This window comes from Dehalobacter sp. DCM (assembly GCF_024972775.1).
GTDB lineage: Bacteria > Bacillota > Desulfitobacteriia > Desulfitobacteriales > Syntrophobotulaceae > Dehalobacter.
Map to the genome: position 1 here is coordinate 235,009 of NZ_CP092282.1, position 13,161 is coordinate 248,169.

General features: G+C 48.7%; 13 protein-coding genes and 2 pseudogenes. 14 read left to right on the top strand and 1 reads right to left on the bottom strand.

Going from position 1 to position 13,161, the window contains the following annotated elements; translation table 11 throughout:
- Positions 1–492: 492 nt before the first annotated feature.
- The 14 genes and pseudogenes from ltrA (at position 493) to LPY66_RS01225 (ending at position 12,574) form a co-directional block, all read left to right on the top strand.
- The gene (gene ltrA, locus LPY66_RS01160) at positions 493–2,373 is read left to right on the top strand and encodes a group II intron reverse transcriptase/maturase (RefSeq protein WP_337986321.1); all 1,881 of its coding nucleotides are present in this window, start codon (positions 493–495) and stop codon (positions 2,371–2,373) included.
- A 137-nt stretch (positions 2,374–2,510) separates the two neighbouring features.
- A pseudogene (locus LPY66_RS01165) lies at positions 2,511–2,591 on the top strand (DUF3852 family protein); the annotation flags it as partial.
- A 123-nt stretch (positions 2,592–2,714) separates the two neighbouring features.
- The gene (locus tag LPY66_RS01170) at positions 2,715–3,050 is read left to right on the top strand and encodes a hypothetical protein (protein ID WP_337986322.1); all 336 of its coding nucleotides are present in this window, start codon (positions 2,715–2,717) and stop codon (positions 3,048–3,050) included.
- A gap of 70 nt (positions 3,051–3,120) precedes the next feature.
- Positions 3,121–4,026 (top strand): conjugal transfer protein TrbL family protein, encoded by a 906-nt coding sequence (locus tag LPY66_RS01175; protein ID WP_337986323.1) that lies wholly within the window; start codon positions 3,121–3,123, stop codon positions 4,024–4,026.
- Positions 4,023–4,427 (top strand): DUF7768 domain-containing protein, encoded by a 405-nt coding sequence (locus LPY66_RS01180; protein ID WP_337986324.1) that lies wholly within the window; start codon positions 4,023–4,025, stop codon positions 4,425–4,427. The genes LPY66_RS01175 and LPY66_RS01180 overlap by 4 nt, the downstream gene beginning before the upstream one ends.
- A complete protein-coding gene (locus LPY66_RS01185; RefSeq protein WP_337988172.1) occupies positions 4,424–6,100 on the top strand; it encodes a DNA cytosine methyltransferase in 1,677 nt (558 codons plus the stop codon). The genes LPY66_RS01180 and LPY66_RS01185 overlap by 4 nt, the downstream gene beginning before the upstream one ends.
- Before the next feature lie 140 nt (positions 6,101–6,240).
- A complete protein-coding gene (locus LPY66_RS01190) occupies positions 6,241–7,401 on the top strand; it encodes a tyrosine-type recombinase/integrase (protein WP_117415751.1) in 1,161 nt (386 codons plus the stop codon).
- Positions 7,398–9,215, top strand: coding sequence for a site-specific integrase (locus LPY66_RS01195; RefSeq protein WP_117415750.1), 1,818 nt, complete (start codon positions 7,398–7,400; stop codon positions 9,213–9,215). The genes LPY66_RS01190 and LPY66_RS01195 overlap by 4 nt, the downstream gene beginning before the upstream one ends.
- Positions 9,205–10,752: a site-specific integrase gene (locus LPY66_RS01200; protein WP_117415749.1), complete on the top strand. Its 1,548-nt coding sequence runs from the start codon at positions 9,205–9,207 to the stop codon at positions 10,750–10,752. Before LPY66_RS01195 ends, LPY66_RS01200 begins: the two co-directional genes overlap by 11 nt.
- Positions 10,736–11,164, top strand: a complete 429-nt coding sequence (locus LPY66_RS01205; RefSeq protein WP_018213979.1) for a DUF6262 family protein — start codon at positions 10,736–10,738, stop codon at positions 11,162–11,164. The genes LPY66_RS01200 and LPY66_RS01205 overlap by 17 nt, the downstream gene beginning before the upstream one ends.
- The gene (locus tag LPY66_RS01210; protein WP_018213978.1) at positions 11,161–11,370 is read left to right on the top strand and encodes a hypothetical protein; all 210 of its coding nucleotides are present in this window, start codon (positions 11,161–11,163) and stop codon (positions 11,368–11,370) included. Before LPY66_RS01205 ends, LPY66_RS01210 begins: the two co-directional genes overlap by 4 nt.
- A gap of 186 nt (positions 11,371–11,556) precedes the next feature.
- Positions 11,557–11,745: pseudogene (locus LPY66_RS01215) on the top strand (DNA cytosine methyltransferase); the annotation flags it as partial.
- Complete coding sequence (locus LPY66_RS01220; RefSeq protein WP_337986326.1) at positions 11,721–11,987, top strand: hypothetical protein; 267 nt, start codon at positions 11,721–11,723, stop codon at positions 11,985–11,987. The pseudogene LPY66_RS01215 and the gene LPY66_RS01220, both read left to right, overlap by 25 nt.
- Complete coding sequence (locus LPY66_RS01225; protein ID WP_337986327.1) at positions 11,984–12,574, top strand: hypothetical protein; 591 nt, start codon at positions 11,984–11,986, stop codon at positions 12,572–12,574. Before LPY66_RS01220 ends, LPY66_RS01225 begins: the two co-directional genes overlap by 4 nt.
- A gap of 69 nt (positions 12,575–12,643) precedes the next feature.
- Here LPY66_RS01225 and LPY66_RS01230 read toward each other — a convergent pair whose 3' ends face one another.
- Positions 12,644–13,087 (bottom strand): hypothetical protein, encoded by a 444-nt coding sequence (locus LPY66_RS01230; RefSeq protein WP_337986328.1) that lies wholly within the window; start codon positions 13,085–13,087, stop codon positions 12,644–12,646.
- Between the last annotated feature and the right edge of the window lie 74 nt (positions 13,088–13,161).

Here is a 13,161-nt window from a genome sequence, read left to right on the forward strand (position 1 = left end):
GTGTTGCCTATATGCCGGAGGTCAATAAATTGCCTATGGTGAGTATGTGAAAAATGGCTCACAGACGAAAACCCGATATAAAAAGTCTAAACGAATGGTGCATAGAAATGTGCATACGCCAGGAATGGCGGGTATGTGAGGTAAAGTAAAATACCATTTATGAAATACCTTATACCGTTACAGGCGGTATCAAGCATACAGGCTTAGAGGGACACCTAAGGGCGATATGGAATGATAGGAATATCGGAACGTGGAAAGGTTGGAACGCGGAGCGAATTACAACGCCATGAGGCGTTTGCAGGGAAAGCTGTATCCAAAACGTGTATAACCTGCATTTATCCAACTGAAAGTAGAGCCGTGGTACCTGTGAAGCGGTGATAATAAGCCGTGGAGGGACGGGCTCGAGTCGTTAAGAAATGAAACAAGTAAACACACAATCTCAAAGGTTCGAGTATGACTAAGAAAAGCAAAATCCCCACAAAAGAGAGGATAATGCTGACTTTGACAAGAGCTAAACCGATAAAACGGTCTGCCCTGCGAAATGCTGAATACTATGATTTTCAAGATGTTTTAGACAAGCTGTATGCGGACAGTGAAAAGGGTTGTCAGTTTAAAAATCTGACAGAGCTGATTTGTAGTCCCGAAAATATTTTGCTTGCCTACCGCAACATTAAGAAGAACAGCGGAAGCAAAACCGCAGGAGTGGACAGAAAGACGATAACTCACTTACAGCAATGGGAAAGCCCTCAGCTTGTAGCATATATACAGAAAAGACTAAGTAACTACCTCCCGCAACCAGTACGCCGTGTAGAAATACCAAAGGGCAATGGCAAAACAAGACCGCTTGGTATTCCAACCATTATGGATAGGCTGATACAGCAATGTATTCTGCAAATTCTTGAACCCATTTGTGAAGCAAAATTCTTTAAGCGAAGCAACGGTTTTCGTCCAAATAGAAGTACGGAACATGCCATTTCTCAATCGTATAAGTTCATACAGGGGCAAAATCTTCACTTTGTTGTGGATATTGACATCAAAGGATTTTTCGATAATGTCAGCCATGGAAAACTGTTAAAACAGATGTGGACGTTGGGTATTAAGGATAAAAAGCTATTGTCTATCATCTCCGCCATGTTGAAAGCGGAAATCGCAGGGATTGGGTTCCCCGACAAAGGCACTCCGCAGGGCGGGATTATTTCGCCACTGCTATCAAACATCGTCCTCAATGAATTGGACTGGTGGGTGGCAAGCCAATGGGAAACCCTACCTACAAAAGTACCCTATAAATGCAGGGTGCTGAAAAACGGAACGCTGGATAAAAGCAATGTTTATGCGGAACTTAGGAAAACTGGTCTAAAGGAATGTTACATCGTGCGGTACGCCGATGACTTCAAGATATTTTGTCGATACCGAAGTGATGCCCAAAAGATATTTGCAGCAGTAAAAGACTGGCTGCATGATAGATTGGGGCTTCAAATCAGCCCCGAAAAGTCCAAAATTGTCAACTTAAAAAGGCAGTATTCGGAGTTTTTAGGGTTCAAGATGAAAGCGGTTAAGAAGGGCAAGAAATCAAGCGGTCAGAGCAAATACGTTGTACAGTCCCATATTTCTGATAAGGCAAAGGACAAAATCAAGCAAAAGGCAGTTAACGCTGTGAATGAACTAAAGCAGATAGACGCAAAAGGCAATACCATTTTAAGATACAATGCATTGGTCATAGGCTGGCACAATTACTATCATTTTGCTACGCACGTCAGCCGTGACTTCAGTGAGATTGCCTTCTTAGTCAAATCGTCTGCCAACGGCAAGCTCGAACAACAGATGAAGAAGAAAATCGCAAAACCCATCACCAGTCCAGTCTATCTTAAATATTGCAAAAGCAAGGAAATACGGTTTATTGGAGAAACGCCCATACTGCCGATTGCTTATGTCCGGCACAAAAATCCCATTGATAAGAAGCGTAGCATAAACAGCTACACAGCAGAGGGACGAGCCGAAATACATCAAAAGCTGTCCAATGTAAATGTGGCAATTCTCCATCACCTCATGCGAAATCCTATCCGTGATATGAGCATAGAATACAACGATAACAGGCTGTCCCTGTACTGTTCACAGCAAGGAAAATGTGCTGTAACAGGAAGGAATTTAGAAATTGACAGGATTCATTGTCACCATAAAACAGCAAAACATTTTGGCGGCAATGACAGCTATGCGAATCTCACATTGATTGATGTTGATGTACATATTCTTATTCACGCAACGAAAGAGGAAACCATCAACAAATACCTTGCTTCGCTCAAACTGGACAAAAAGCAACTTGCAAAGATAAACAAGCTACGAAATCTTCTTAATCTAAGCGAAATTTTACAGTAACGGTTAAAAGCTACATGTAAATTGTGTGAATTACTTTAAAAACCTTAACGATGGAACGCCGTATGAGGGGAAACTCTCACGTACGGTGTGGAGTGGGGGAAAATCCTGCGATAACCTCAAGGGATTACCTATCACTATCGGCGCCGGCGATTCTGTTCGCTTGCCTAGTATTCACCTTGACTGCGCCGCTATACATCTGGCAGATCCTTGGAATGTAGGAGGTGCGAAATATGAATTACTTTGAACAGGAGCTTCGCAAGCTGTTCGGAAACGACCCGGCTATCTCTGATAAAAGGTTTATCGGCAGAGCTTTCTTCGGAAAGCTCTCCGACAGCCTCCGCGTGAGAGTCGAGTTCGTCACGACGGGCACGTCGGACCATTACGAGGCAATCAAGGCAACCGTTATCAACCGAACCGACGGGCCGGTGGACGCTGTCACGCTGCGCTTTTCCGACCTGCTTGGCAGGAAAACGGTCAGCAATCCGAACTTCAGGGAAGGCGTCACCCCGTACATATGGAGGTATGGGGACAGAACCGAATGGTATGTTTATCAACCGACAAAAGCGGACTATGCTCAGATATCCGAGGCTATCAACGATTACCTTGATGTATACCGTGAACCGAAGCTGGAACAGACCGGCCAGAGCGAAAACGGCCTGACAATGCGCGGCATGTAAGCAAATTTTTTCGGGAGCTTGTGAAATGACAGGCTCCCGTATTTTTTTATCCGAAAGGAGGTGACGTCCCGTGTTCATATGGGATTTTGTCGCCGACACCGTCCTCGGCCAGATCGTTGATTGGATCTACGGCCAGATCATCGGCTTCCTCGGTAATTTTTTCTCGGCTATGGGAAATATGGGCGCCGACCTGTTTGATATGACCTGGGTGCAGTCCATCGTCCTGTTCTTTGTTTATCTGGCTTGGGCGCTCTACGGCACAGGGCTGGTAGTCTCGGCCTTTGAGTGCGGCATCGAGTACCAGTCCGGCAGGGGCAGCATCAAGGATACAGCCATAAACGCAATCAAGGGCTTTATGGCTGTCAGCCTGTTCTCCGTTGTGCCGGTGGAGCTATACAAATTATCCATCTCCCTGCAGAGCAGCCTCACGGCGGGAATCACCGGCCTGGGAACGGGCATCGATACCGTCGCCGCAAATATCATTGGACAGCTGAGTGCCGCGGGAAGTCTTGAAAACGCGGGAAATGCCGGAGTGTTCGGCGGCATGGGAGCGATCACTAATCCCCTTATGCTGATCTTCATTCTCATCCTCATGGGCTACGCGGTGATCAAGGTCTTTTTCGCAAACTTAAAGCGCGGCGGCATTCTGCTCATCCAGATCGCCGTAGGCAGCCTGTATATGTTCTCTGTTCCGCGCGGATACCTTGACGGGTTTGTCAGCTGGTGCAAGCAGATCGTCGGCCTGTGCCTGACAGCCTTCCTGCAGTCCACCATCCTCATCGCAGGGCTCATGGTGCTTAAGGATCACGCCCTGCTAGGGCTTGGTCTGATGCTGTCTGCCGGAGAAGTTCCCCGTATCGCGGGAGCCTTTGGGCTGGACACCAGCACCAAAGCCAACCTCATGAGCGCGGTCTACACGGCTCAGACCGCGGTAAACATCACGAGAACCGTGGTAAAGGCGGTGGCCGCGAAATGAAACAGGTATATATCTGTTCCCCTTATGCCGGGGACATAGAAAGCAATGTCCGGTTCGCCAAAGCCGCCTGCCGTTATGCCGCGGAGCAGGGCTGCGCTCCTGTCGCCGTCCACCTGATGTACCCGCAGATACTGGATGACAGCATACCCGCCCAACGTGAAATAGGCATCCGGATGGGGCTGCGGGTACTGGCATCCTGCGATGAGTTGTGGATATGCGGATCGAGTATCAGCCACGGTATGAACTGCGAAATCGCGGAAGCCGAGCGGCTTGGTATACCCATCAGAAACATATCGGCAGAGCTAATACAAGGAGGACGTCACATGAAGTTATACGATTCTATGGAAAGAGCATTCTTGCCGGAGGAAGCGCCTTCACCCGGTATGAAGCTGATATTATAACCATATCGCTGTTCCTCGGAAGCCTGTTTGACGGGATCGGCGGATTTCCGCTGGCAGGCGTCCGGCAGGGGTTCACCCCTGTGTGGGCCAGCGAGATCGAGCCGTTTCCCATTGAGGTAACGAAAATACGGTTTCCGGATATGCTCCCTGTAGGCGATATTACAAAATTAAAAGGTTCGGAGCTTGCCCCAGTGGACGTGGTCTGCGGGGGCTCGCCATGTCAGGATTTATCGGTCGCAGGAAAACGCGCTGGACTTCAGGGTGAGCGCTCCGGCCTGTTCATGGAGCAGATTCGTGTCATAAAGGAGTTGAGAGAACATGACGCAAGAGCAAAACGAACAGCTGACCCTGTTCGACTTAGACCCAGATATATGGTCTGGGAGAACGTCCCCGGAGCTTTCTCCTCCGCAGACGGAGAGGACTTCCGCGCGGTGCTGGAGGAAATCTGCAGAATTGCTGACGGCAACGTATCTGTACCTCGACCTCCGGGAGGGGTATGGAAGCCTGCTGGGGCCATATTGGGAGATCAATTCTCACTTGCTTGGCGGGTATATGACGCTCAATACTGGTCCGTCCCACAAAGGCGCAAAAGAATCTATCTTGTCGCAGATTTTGGAGGTCACACCGCACCACAAATATTATTTAAGCAGGACAGCATGTTTGGGCATTCTGCGCCGGGCGAAGAAACGCGGCAAGGAGCTGCCTCCTGTTCTGAAGCAGGCGCTGGAGATCCAGGCGGGAGTCCGGCTGACAGAATAACGGATACCGGTCCTATCGCCTTCGCCTGCAATCAGCGGGATGAGGTACGGGATCTGCATGCTGTGTCCGGTGCAATCCAAGCCCAGCCGGGCATGAAGCAGCAGACCTTTATCGCCGCCGGCTTCTCGGCTGGTCAGGGAGAAAAAGCCGGAGGAATCGGTTATCAGGAGGAATGCTCTCCGACCCTGAAGGCGTCGGAGAGCGGCTCCAATATGGTGCCAAGCATTCTGTGCCTGAACGATCAGGGCGGCGACCGTATGGACGTGACGGAAAATATAACGGCGACACTTCGTGCTCAGATGGACGGTCACCCTCCGCTCGTGCTGGGCAGCCAGCAAGGCGGCGCTGAAATCTGCGAAAACCTGTGCCCGACTATCACATCGGCGGCGGGTACCAGCGGAAATAATCAGCCGGTTTTGTTTGAAAATCACGGCATCGACTCCCGCTATACAGGTCCCCATGAGGTGGCTCCGACTATGTCTGCCCGGTATGGTACCGGCGGCAACAACGTGCCGCTCGTTTCACAGGAAGCTGAAACCTATTGCATTGCCGGAAACATTATCGACCGTCAGGATCACAATGGCGGCAACGGCATGGGCTTCCAGGCGGATATCAGCTACACGCTGAACACTGCGGACCGGCATTGTGTTTTCTCCCAGCAGCGGAGTGATGAATATGTGTCCAACGATGTGGTCAGTACGCAGAGCGCCCGGCAGTATAAGGACTCGACCGACCTTGTGTGCGAAATGGACGTCGCCGGGATTGACTGCAGAAATGGTGTTGAAAACGGCGACCTGAGCGGTACACTTCAGTCCAAAACGGACGGAGGATACTCGCTGAACAATGTGCATCCTGTCCGCATCGGCAAGCTGATCCGCAGGCTGACGCCGCTGGAATGTGAAAGGTTTATTTAGGAACTATACACGGTAGTTAATTACACGATAGAAAGACGATGTAAAGCCATGTTACTACAGCCTTCTATAAGCGTGTTACAATATCTGTACCTGTAGGGTACTCTGCAGGAATTTTATTGTACATCGTATAGGAGGTTCGTATGGAAAAAGAACAACGAGTTTTCAAGGTGATGCGCGCACTGATGCCAGCACCGTCAGGTGGTGAAAGGGAACTATGGCTGATCACAAGGCACGGCATCCCGTTTTACCAGATCAATGAATGGCTGGACTTGAAGAGCATTCGAAAGATCAGCACCGGAAAGGAGTACGCACACAAGCTTTGTGTATATCTTAACTTTCTGCATGGGCAGGGAATATCGTTTGAGGATGCCGTAACAGATGATGTTATGGCATTTTTAATGCGGCTTATGGGTAGGAGCTATGAGGACGGAGGCGTTATTCGGCTGCGGGCCCCATTGTCATACAGCACCCTCAGCAAGTATGTCACTGTCATCACCGAATTCTACAAATGGCTCGAACAGACCGGTATGCATCATGTTGAGTTTCAGACAATGGACAATGCGAAGAGGGCCCAAAAATCGTTTCTCTATGGCCAGATCAGTTCTTATGAGTACAAATACATTATTGACCGACACATGTTAAGGCTGACCGCGAAACGGGAGTACATCAAATGGTATACGGATGATGAAGTGGTGACCATCTGCTCCTGTTTTCTGACATTACGCGATCTGGCTATATTTTTGGTCACGCTGGAAGGCTTCAGGATAGACGAAGTACTAAGCATGCAGCTTGAAGATTATGATTCTCAAGCTGGCCGTATCAGTCCGAGCCGGTCAAAAGGTAAACCGGACGCATCTTCGGGAGATTTCAAGCACCGCACTGTCTTTCTTCCGCAATCAACACGTGATGTGCTGGACCGCTATCTTTTGACAGAGAGGTCCCAGGCGGAAACACAATCCGGCCTGCTCAGTCAGACTATCTTTATCAATCTGAAAGCCGGGTGCAGCCAGGGTACTCCCCTTGCATACCGCAATTACTGGGAGATTTTGAAAAAGTGTGCGGCACGGGCGGGTCTTGACAGCAAAAAAATCCGTACCCACAGCGGACGCAGCACGAAAGTCATGCAATTTCTGGAGCATCAGGCGGCGCATCCGGAGAACAACATTTCCGATGCGATGATTTCGGAGCACTTTGGCTGGAAGAGCCTGGATTCTATCGAGCCATACCGCAATTACAACAATCCGATTATCGCCAAGGCGGTGTTTGATAAGCTTCAAAAGGCAAAGGAGGGGCAAAGATGAACTCCTCATTTACAGCATTGGAAGAATCACTGTGCTCTAGAAGCAGCCTACAGCCGGTACTGGATTCTGTCGGAGTATCGGAAATGATCCGGGCTATGGAAAATGCCCCGCCAAATTTGCTCACGGCATACTTTCAGGAGAAAGCAGCAGAATTTACTGTCAGGCGCGAGAACGTTACGAGTTTTAAGCTGCTCCAGGCCGCATTTACAGACAAAAAGCAGGCAAGCAGGTTTTATGGGACACCCATCGCTGATGTAGTTAAAACAATTGCTGACATCGAGTTTGAGAAGCAAAAATCACTTTTCAGGAGGGAAAACCGCCAACAATTGAGTGTCCATAACGATATATGGCAGCTGTTTTATCTAACCGGACCCAATTTGAGGAGCAACAGCTACGATTTCAGCAAGATCCATTGCGTCTCGCTGCGCTTGGAACTGAAATACTTTATGCTGTGGTACCTTCAAGGCCGTAGCGACTATCGGACCCCGGTTCTTGCTGCAGTAATCAAGGGAGTCAATTTCCTCAGCAGCAATAACCCAGGCATCCACTATTTCGCGGATATATCCGATGTGGATGCCCGTCAACTCTACAACTATCTGGAAAACGACTGCTTATCCAAGCACGGCGGCAGACTGTCCGTCAAGTCCGTTGCCAACACCATGCGTGCCTGCGGCCAAATCATAGACTACCTTTGCGGAGACATGCGTGATCCGAGCCTCCGGACACCGATACCGACGGGGAATCCATTTGCAAAGTACCGCTTTTTCAATCTGGACAACATGTCCAGAAATACTGAGATAATCCCCGACCCAGTAGCGGCGGCGATTGAAAAGCATAGTCACGAGTTAAGCGATACACACCGGGTTCTATACAGCATTTTTATCAATACCGGGCTGAGATTGTCGGAAGTCGTACTGCTGAAAGAGGACTGTCTGGCACCATCACGTTTTGAGGGGCTGATGCTCCTGCGCTATGTGCCGCACAAAACATTAAGCGCCCGGCGCAAGCGCGGCATCGGCGATACCTGTGAAATGCTGATCCCTGCTTTTCTGTCAAGAGAAATCACCCGTCAGATTAAGAGAACCCAAAGCCTGCGGGAGGAATATGGTGAGCCGTATATCTTCATTGTGAAAAATGGGAGCCAGCGTCCTTCGCTTCCCTGCGGTGACGGGTTTTGCGATGCGGTAAACAGGCTGATTGCGAAGCACTGCATTACTGATGAAAATGACCACCTCTGGAAGCTGACCACAAGGCAGTTCCGAAAAACCATTGCCGTCATGCTGGTCGAAAGCGGAGCATCCATGACGGAGCTTGCCTACTGGCTGAGCCATCTCTCACGCAAAACCTCAATGAAGTATTACGCCGAGGTTCGAAAGAAGCGGCTTGCTGAAATGAACACTTCCTTTTTTAGAGAAAAATTTGATCTTCTGCTTAACAACGAGCAGCTTGATCAATTCAGCGAAGAACAGCGGCGGCTCTTGTTTGTGGACTTCCGCCTTGAACAGCGCAGGGTTGAATTGGGATTCTGTATGCGCGTTTTTGCCGATGGAGAATGCCGGGAGCGCAGCCGTACGCTAAGCTGTGTAAACTGCAAAAATCTTTGTACAGGCAAACCGTATCTACAGTACTGGATAGCCCTGCGGGATTCCCAGCGCAAGCTCGTGGACGGGCTTGTTGAGTCCTACCGGGAGATGGGGATTGCGGATTACCAGTCATACCGGCAGTATCAGCAGGAAAAAGCGCTGCTTGATTCCTACTCGGATACCGTGACAAAAATCGAGGCAGCTTTTGGAGGTGGTTTGTATGCCAAGTAATGCTGCGGTGCAGGAAAACTTTCAGGAAGATCGTAAAGTGGAATACCGCGCCTTTGTTGCCAGTATTTCAGGCAGCGATTGCTTTGGTGACGACATATGGCACTGCGACAGGCTCAAAAAGCATCCGGCTGACAGATCCTGTGTGCTCCACTTTGTGAATGTCCCGGAACAATTTAAGGAAGCAGCCAAATACTTCATTGTGCTGAAACTGCTTGGAGGCATGCGAGTATCATCAGCCCGGCAGCACGTGATCCGGCTGATATGGTTCCTGCAGTTTCTAGAATTGCAGGGTGAAGAAGATGCTCTGTATTGTTGCACGCCGTCCTTTGTCGCTGGATTTAAAGCATATCTGGATGGGAATTGTACAAAGGAACAGGTAAAAAACGGCATATGGCAAGTCATCAAGAACTTTTTTGATGTCATGCAGGGATGGGAAGGCCGGAAGCTATACAATCATTTCGCCGGAAACCCATTCGTTCAGCCTTTACACTATGACGAAAAGCTGATTCCTCCTTTTGTTGAACGCCAGCTTGACCGGTTATTTCTAATGCCGGAAATACAGCTTCATATTCGGGTCGCGTATTGGATTATGAGGCTTTTTCCCACGCGGGTCAGCGAGGTCTGCGCAATGGAGCCGGACTGCGTCAAGCAGTTTGACGGGCATTTTATTCTGTTCCTCCCCTCATGGAAGCAAAACGGCGGCTACAACCTGGCAGAGATGCGCAGCCTCCACATTGAGTATGAGGGGATTGGGAAATATCTGATAGACCTTTTACATGAGCAGCAGGAAGCGCAGCGTGCCCTATCGCCTTATCTGCCGGAAAATCAGCGGGGACTGCTGCTGGCCTACAAGAAAGCCTGGTACAGATACGGAAAATGGGCCGAAACAGTTGTCCGGAAGCACAATGTCCTGACAGCTACCCCTAACCATATCAACGTGTTCTTCAAACGATACTGCGAAATGTATGATGTCCGTGATGAAAACGGAACCCTATATGTTCTGAAAAGCCACATGCTCAGACACAACGGCATTACAGACCGGCTGGCAGAAGGCTTTACCATAGAGCAGATCGCCCACATGACAGGCCACAAGAACGACCAGATGATTCTCAAATCATACAACCATCTCGACCTGCGTCCGGAGGTTCTTACGGAAAAGCAGAGGCTTGTTTTGGGGGAGTCTGACGAGTCATCTCCGGTTATGTTTCATGGGAGAATCCTGAGCATGAACCCGCAGACGGAGGCCAGGCTGCTGGAAAACCTGCGTGCCCACAGGGTGCGCGGCGGCATATGCAGTGATATTACCGGATGTAAATGCGATATGCAGGCTTGCTTGAACTGCCGCTATTTTATTCCTGAAATCGAGCAGATTCCGTTCTTTGAGGAACAGGCCGAAGCCTGGCGCATAAAAGCGGTGCGGTTCAAAGCCTTTCCTATCATTCAAAAAAATGCCGCTGCAAATGCTGTTCTATATCAGGAGGTTGTAAACAAAATGAAAACATATCTGGAGGTAACTGGCGATGAGAAAAATTCCTGATTCCCTGCTCAATCTACAGCAAAAGCAGCGTGAACAAACGATATCCGCTGTTAAAAGCACGATACAGGAGCTGAAGGCGGAAGGGTGTCCGGTTACCATAAAACGCTTATGCGAACGGACGGGGCTTTCACGTTCGGTATTCAGCAAGCCGCACGTGAAAGCCTTGATGGATGAGGAACTCTTCCATATCCCTGCAAAGACTGTATCCGAAGGGACGCTGGAGAGTCAATATGCGAAGCTACTCCTGCAATTGGAGAAATCCAAGCGCCGGGAAAGCGATCTTAAGTCTGCAAATATTCAATTGCGTGAAACTGTACAGGAATTGCGTTCTGAATGTGAGCTGCTGCGGGGGGAACTTCATTCCCTTATGCAGCGTGGAATGCGGCTTCAAGGAGGGGGTGAGCGAAAATGATATTGAACAGGAAAAAGCTGAGGGCTTGGGAAAAATCCGCGCACATTTTGTTTACCAAAGAGCAGGAGGCTATTATTCTTGAACGGTTTGGCACCGAACCGGGAGATGGGCATGAATGGTCTGAGCAGGATATTGCTGAGCAGATTAGAAAAATTGTGCGCGACAATCCGGCACCACCGCCAAAACTGCCTGATTTTCTGAAATGACATTTCCATATCTCCGCAGCATTGAATACAGCATATGGCCTCGGCCTGTGCTGTATTTTTTATCACCAAACATCACAAAACGGTTTTTCGACCAATATTTTTTGAATCGTGTATGTACACGATTCAAAGCCATGATAATCAGGAGGCGATTCTATCGTGTACACCACAAAAACTAAACAAAACTGGCGGCTTCAGGGCTTTCCCGATTACTGGACGGACATCCCCGGCGACTCGGACAGCGTGAGATACAAGGCCCTTGGCAACAGTGTTGCGATTCCCTGTGTGGAGAATGTTCTCCGGGGGATCGCATATTTTTTGCGAAAATTTCATGAAGAAAAGGAGGAATCCGAATGTACATCTACCCCGACAACCTGAAATCCAAGGCGGTGCTGTGGCTGTGGCAGCTCAGGGATATCGGCGTCATCGGCGTCGGTCTTTTGCTTTCTGTGTTTGCGCTGGCGCAGCTTAAGTTCCTGCCGCCTATCGTCATTACGGCCTTATACGTCTTCCTGACTATCCGGTTTGACGATACCAGCATCCTCGACTTTATAAAATACGCCTGCGCTTTCTTTATTACGAAGCAGCAAACCTACGAATGGGGGTACGGAAAGCAATGAGCAGAAAAGAAAAAAAGACAGCCAGGCAGAAGCAATATACCCGGCAGCTCATCAACACAAAGGGCGTCACGGATTACAGTCTCCTGACCTACAGAGGCGACAAGCTTGTATATTTTCTCATCAAGCCGACCAACATTTCCGTTCTGTCCGAGGAAAGCGTATCGGCAAGGATTTACTCATTGATGACCGTCCTCAAGGGGATGGCAGAGCTGGAATTCCTGTGCCTGAACAGCCGTGAAAACTTCGAGGACAACAAGCAGTTTCTAAAAAAGCGCATGGAGCAGGAGAACAATACCGCAGTCAGGAGGCTCTTGGAGCATGACCTCCATCACCTTGACCGAATACAGGTACAGATGGCGACGGCAAGAGAATTCCTTGTGGTCATCCGGTTGAAGGGCGAAAAGGAGTCCGAGGTGTTCCCGCATTTAAACCGTATCGAAAAGACCCTGCGTGAGCAAGGCTTCTCTTCAAAGCGGGCTGAGTGCGAGGATATAAAGCGCATGTTGGCGATATATTTTGAGCAGAATGTCACGACCGAGCGCTTCGAGGATTTCGACGGCGAACGCTGGGTGATTACCGGAGAATAAGAGTTAAAAAGGAAGCCGTGGGCGAATGCTCACGGCTTCCGGCATATTTGGAACCTGATAAATTGGAATTTATCTGACTATACTGCTCATTATAATTTGATAATCATTCCATAATCGCGCATCCTGCATGATATCATAATTTTCATAGATTCGGTAGTCTTCGAGGTGTTTGTAAAAAGAATTTTCCTTTCCGACATATACTCCTTCAGCATATTTTGAAAAGAACTCAAATTGATTTATGGTAATATCAATAATTGTACAATCATCCATTACTAGCCACGCGTGATTCGTAGTGTTATTAGGGTTATTATCACGATATATGCCATTTCCCTGTTTCGTATTAATATCATATGTAGTAAATAGATAATACGCTAAAAGATCACATGAGTCATCGCAGCAACCACCTGGGAAATTACTCATTCTATCGCTACGATCAAACTTTCTATTATATTTTGCCTCCAATATTGCCGCACGAAAAGTTACCGCAATATCATATATATCCTGATTTCTCATTTTTTCTCCAAATTCCTGTTTATCTCGTTGACTAAAATAATACCATAATTATCTATCAAAGTGAACACACTGTT

Coding starts and splice junctions, on each gene's coding strand:
- ltrA (WP_337986321.1), top strand. CDS start 493: ATGCTGACTTTGACAAGAGCTAAACCGATAAAACGGTCTGCCCTGCGA.
- LPY66_RS01180 (WP_337986324.1), top strand. CDS start 4,023: ATGAAACAGGTATATATCTGTTCCCCTTATGCCGGGGACATAGAAAGC.
- LPY66_RS01190 (WP_117415751.1), top strand. CDS start 6,241: ATGGAAAAAGAACAACGAGTTTTCAAGGTGATGCGCGCACTGATGCCA.
- LPY66_RS01195 (WP_117415750.1), top strand. CDS start 7,398: ATGAACTCCTCATTTACAGCATTGGAAGAATCACTGTGCTCTAGAAGC.
- LPY66_RS01200 (WP_117415749.1), top strand. CDS start 9,205: ATGCCAAGTAATGCTGCGGTGCAGGAAAACTTTCAGGAAGATCGTAAA.
- LPY66_RS01205 (WP_018213979.1), top strand. CDS start 10,736: ATGAGAAAAATTCCTGATTCCCTGCTCAATCTACAGCAAAAGCAGCGT.
- LPY66_RS01210 (WP_018213978.1), top strand. CDS start 11,161: ATGATATTGAACAGGAAAAAGCTGAGGGCTTGGGAAAAATCCGCGCAC.
- LPY66_RS01220 (WP_337986326.1), top strand. CDS start 11,721: ATGTACATCTACCCCGACAACCTGAAATCCAAGGCGGTGCTGTGGCTG.
- LPY66_RS01225 (WP_337986327.1), top strand. CDS start 11,984: ATGAGCAGAAAAGAAAAAAAGACAGCCAGGCAGAAGCAATATACCCGG.
- LPY66_RS01230 (WP_337986328.1), bottom strand. CDS start 13,087: ATGAGAAATCAGGATATATATGATATTGCGGTAACTTTTCGTGCGGCA.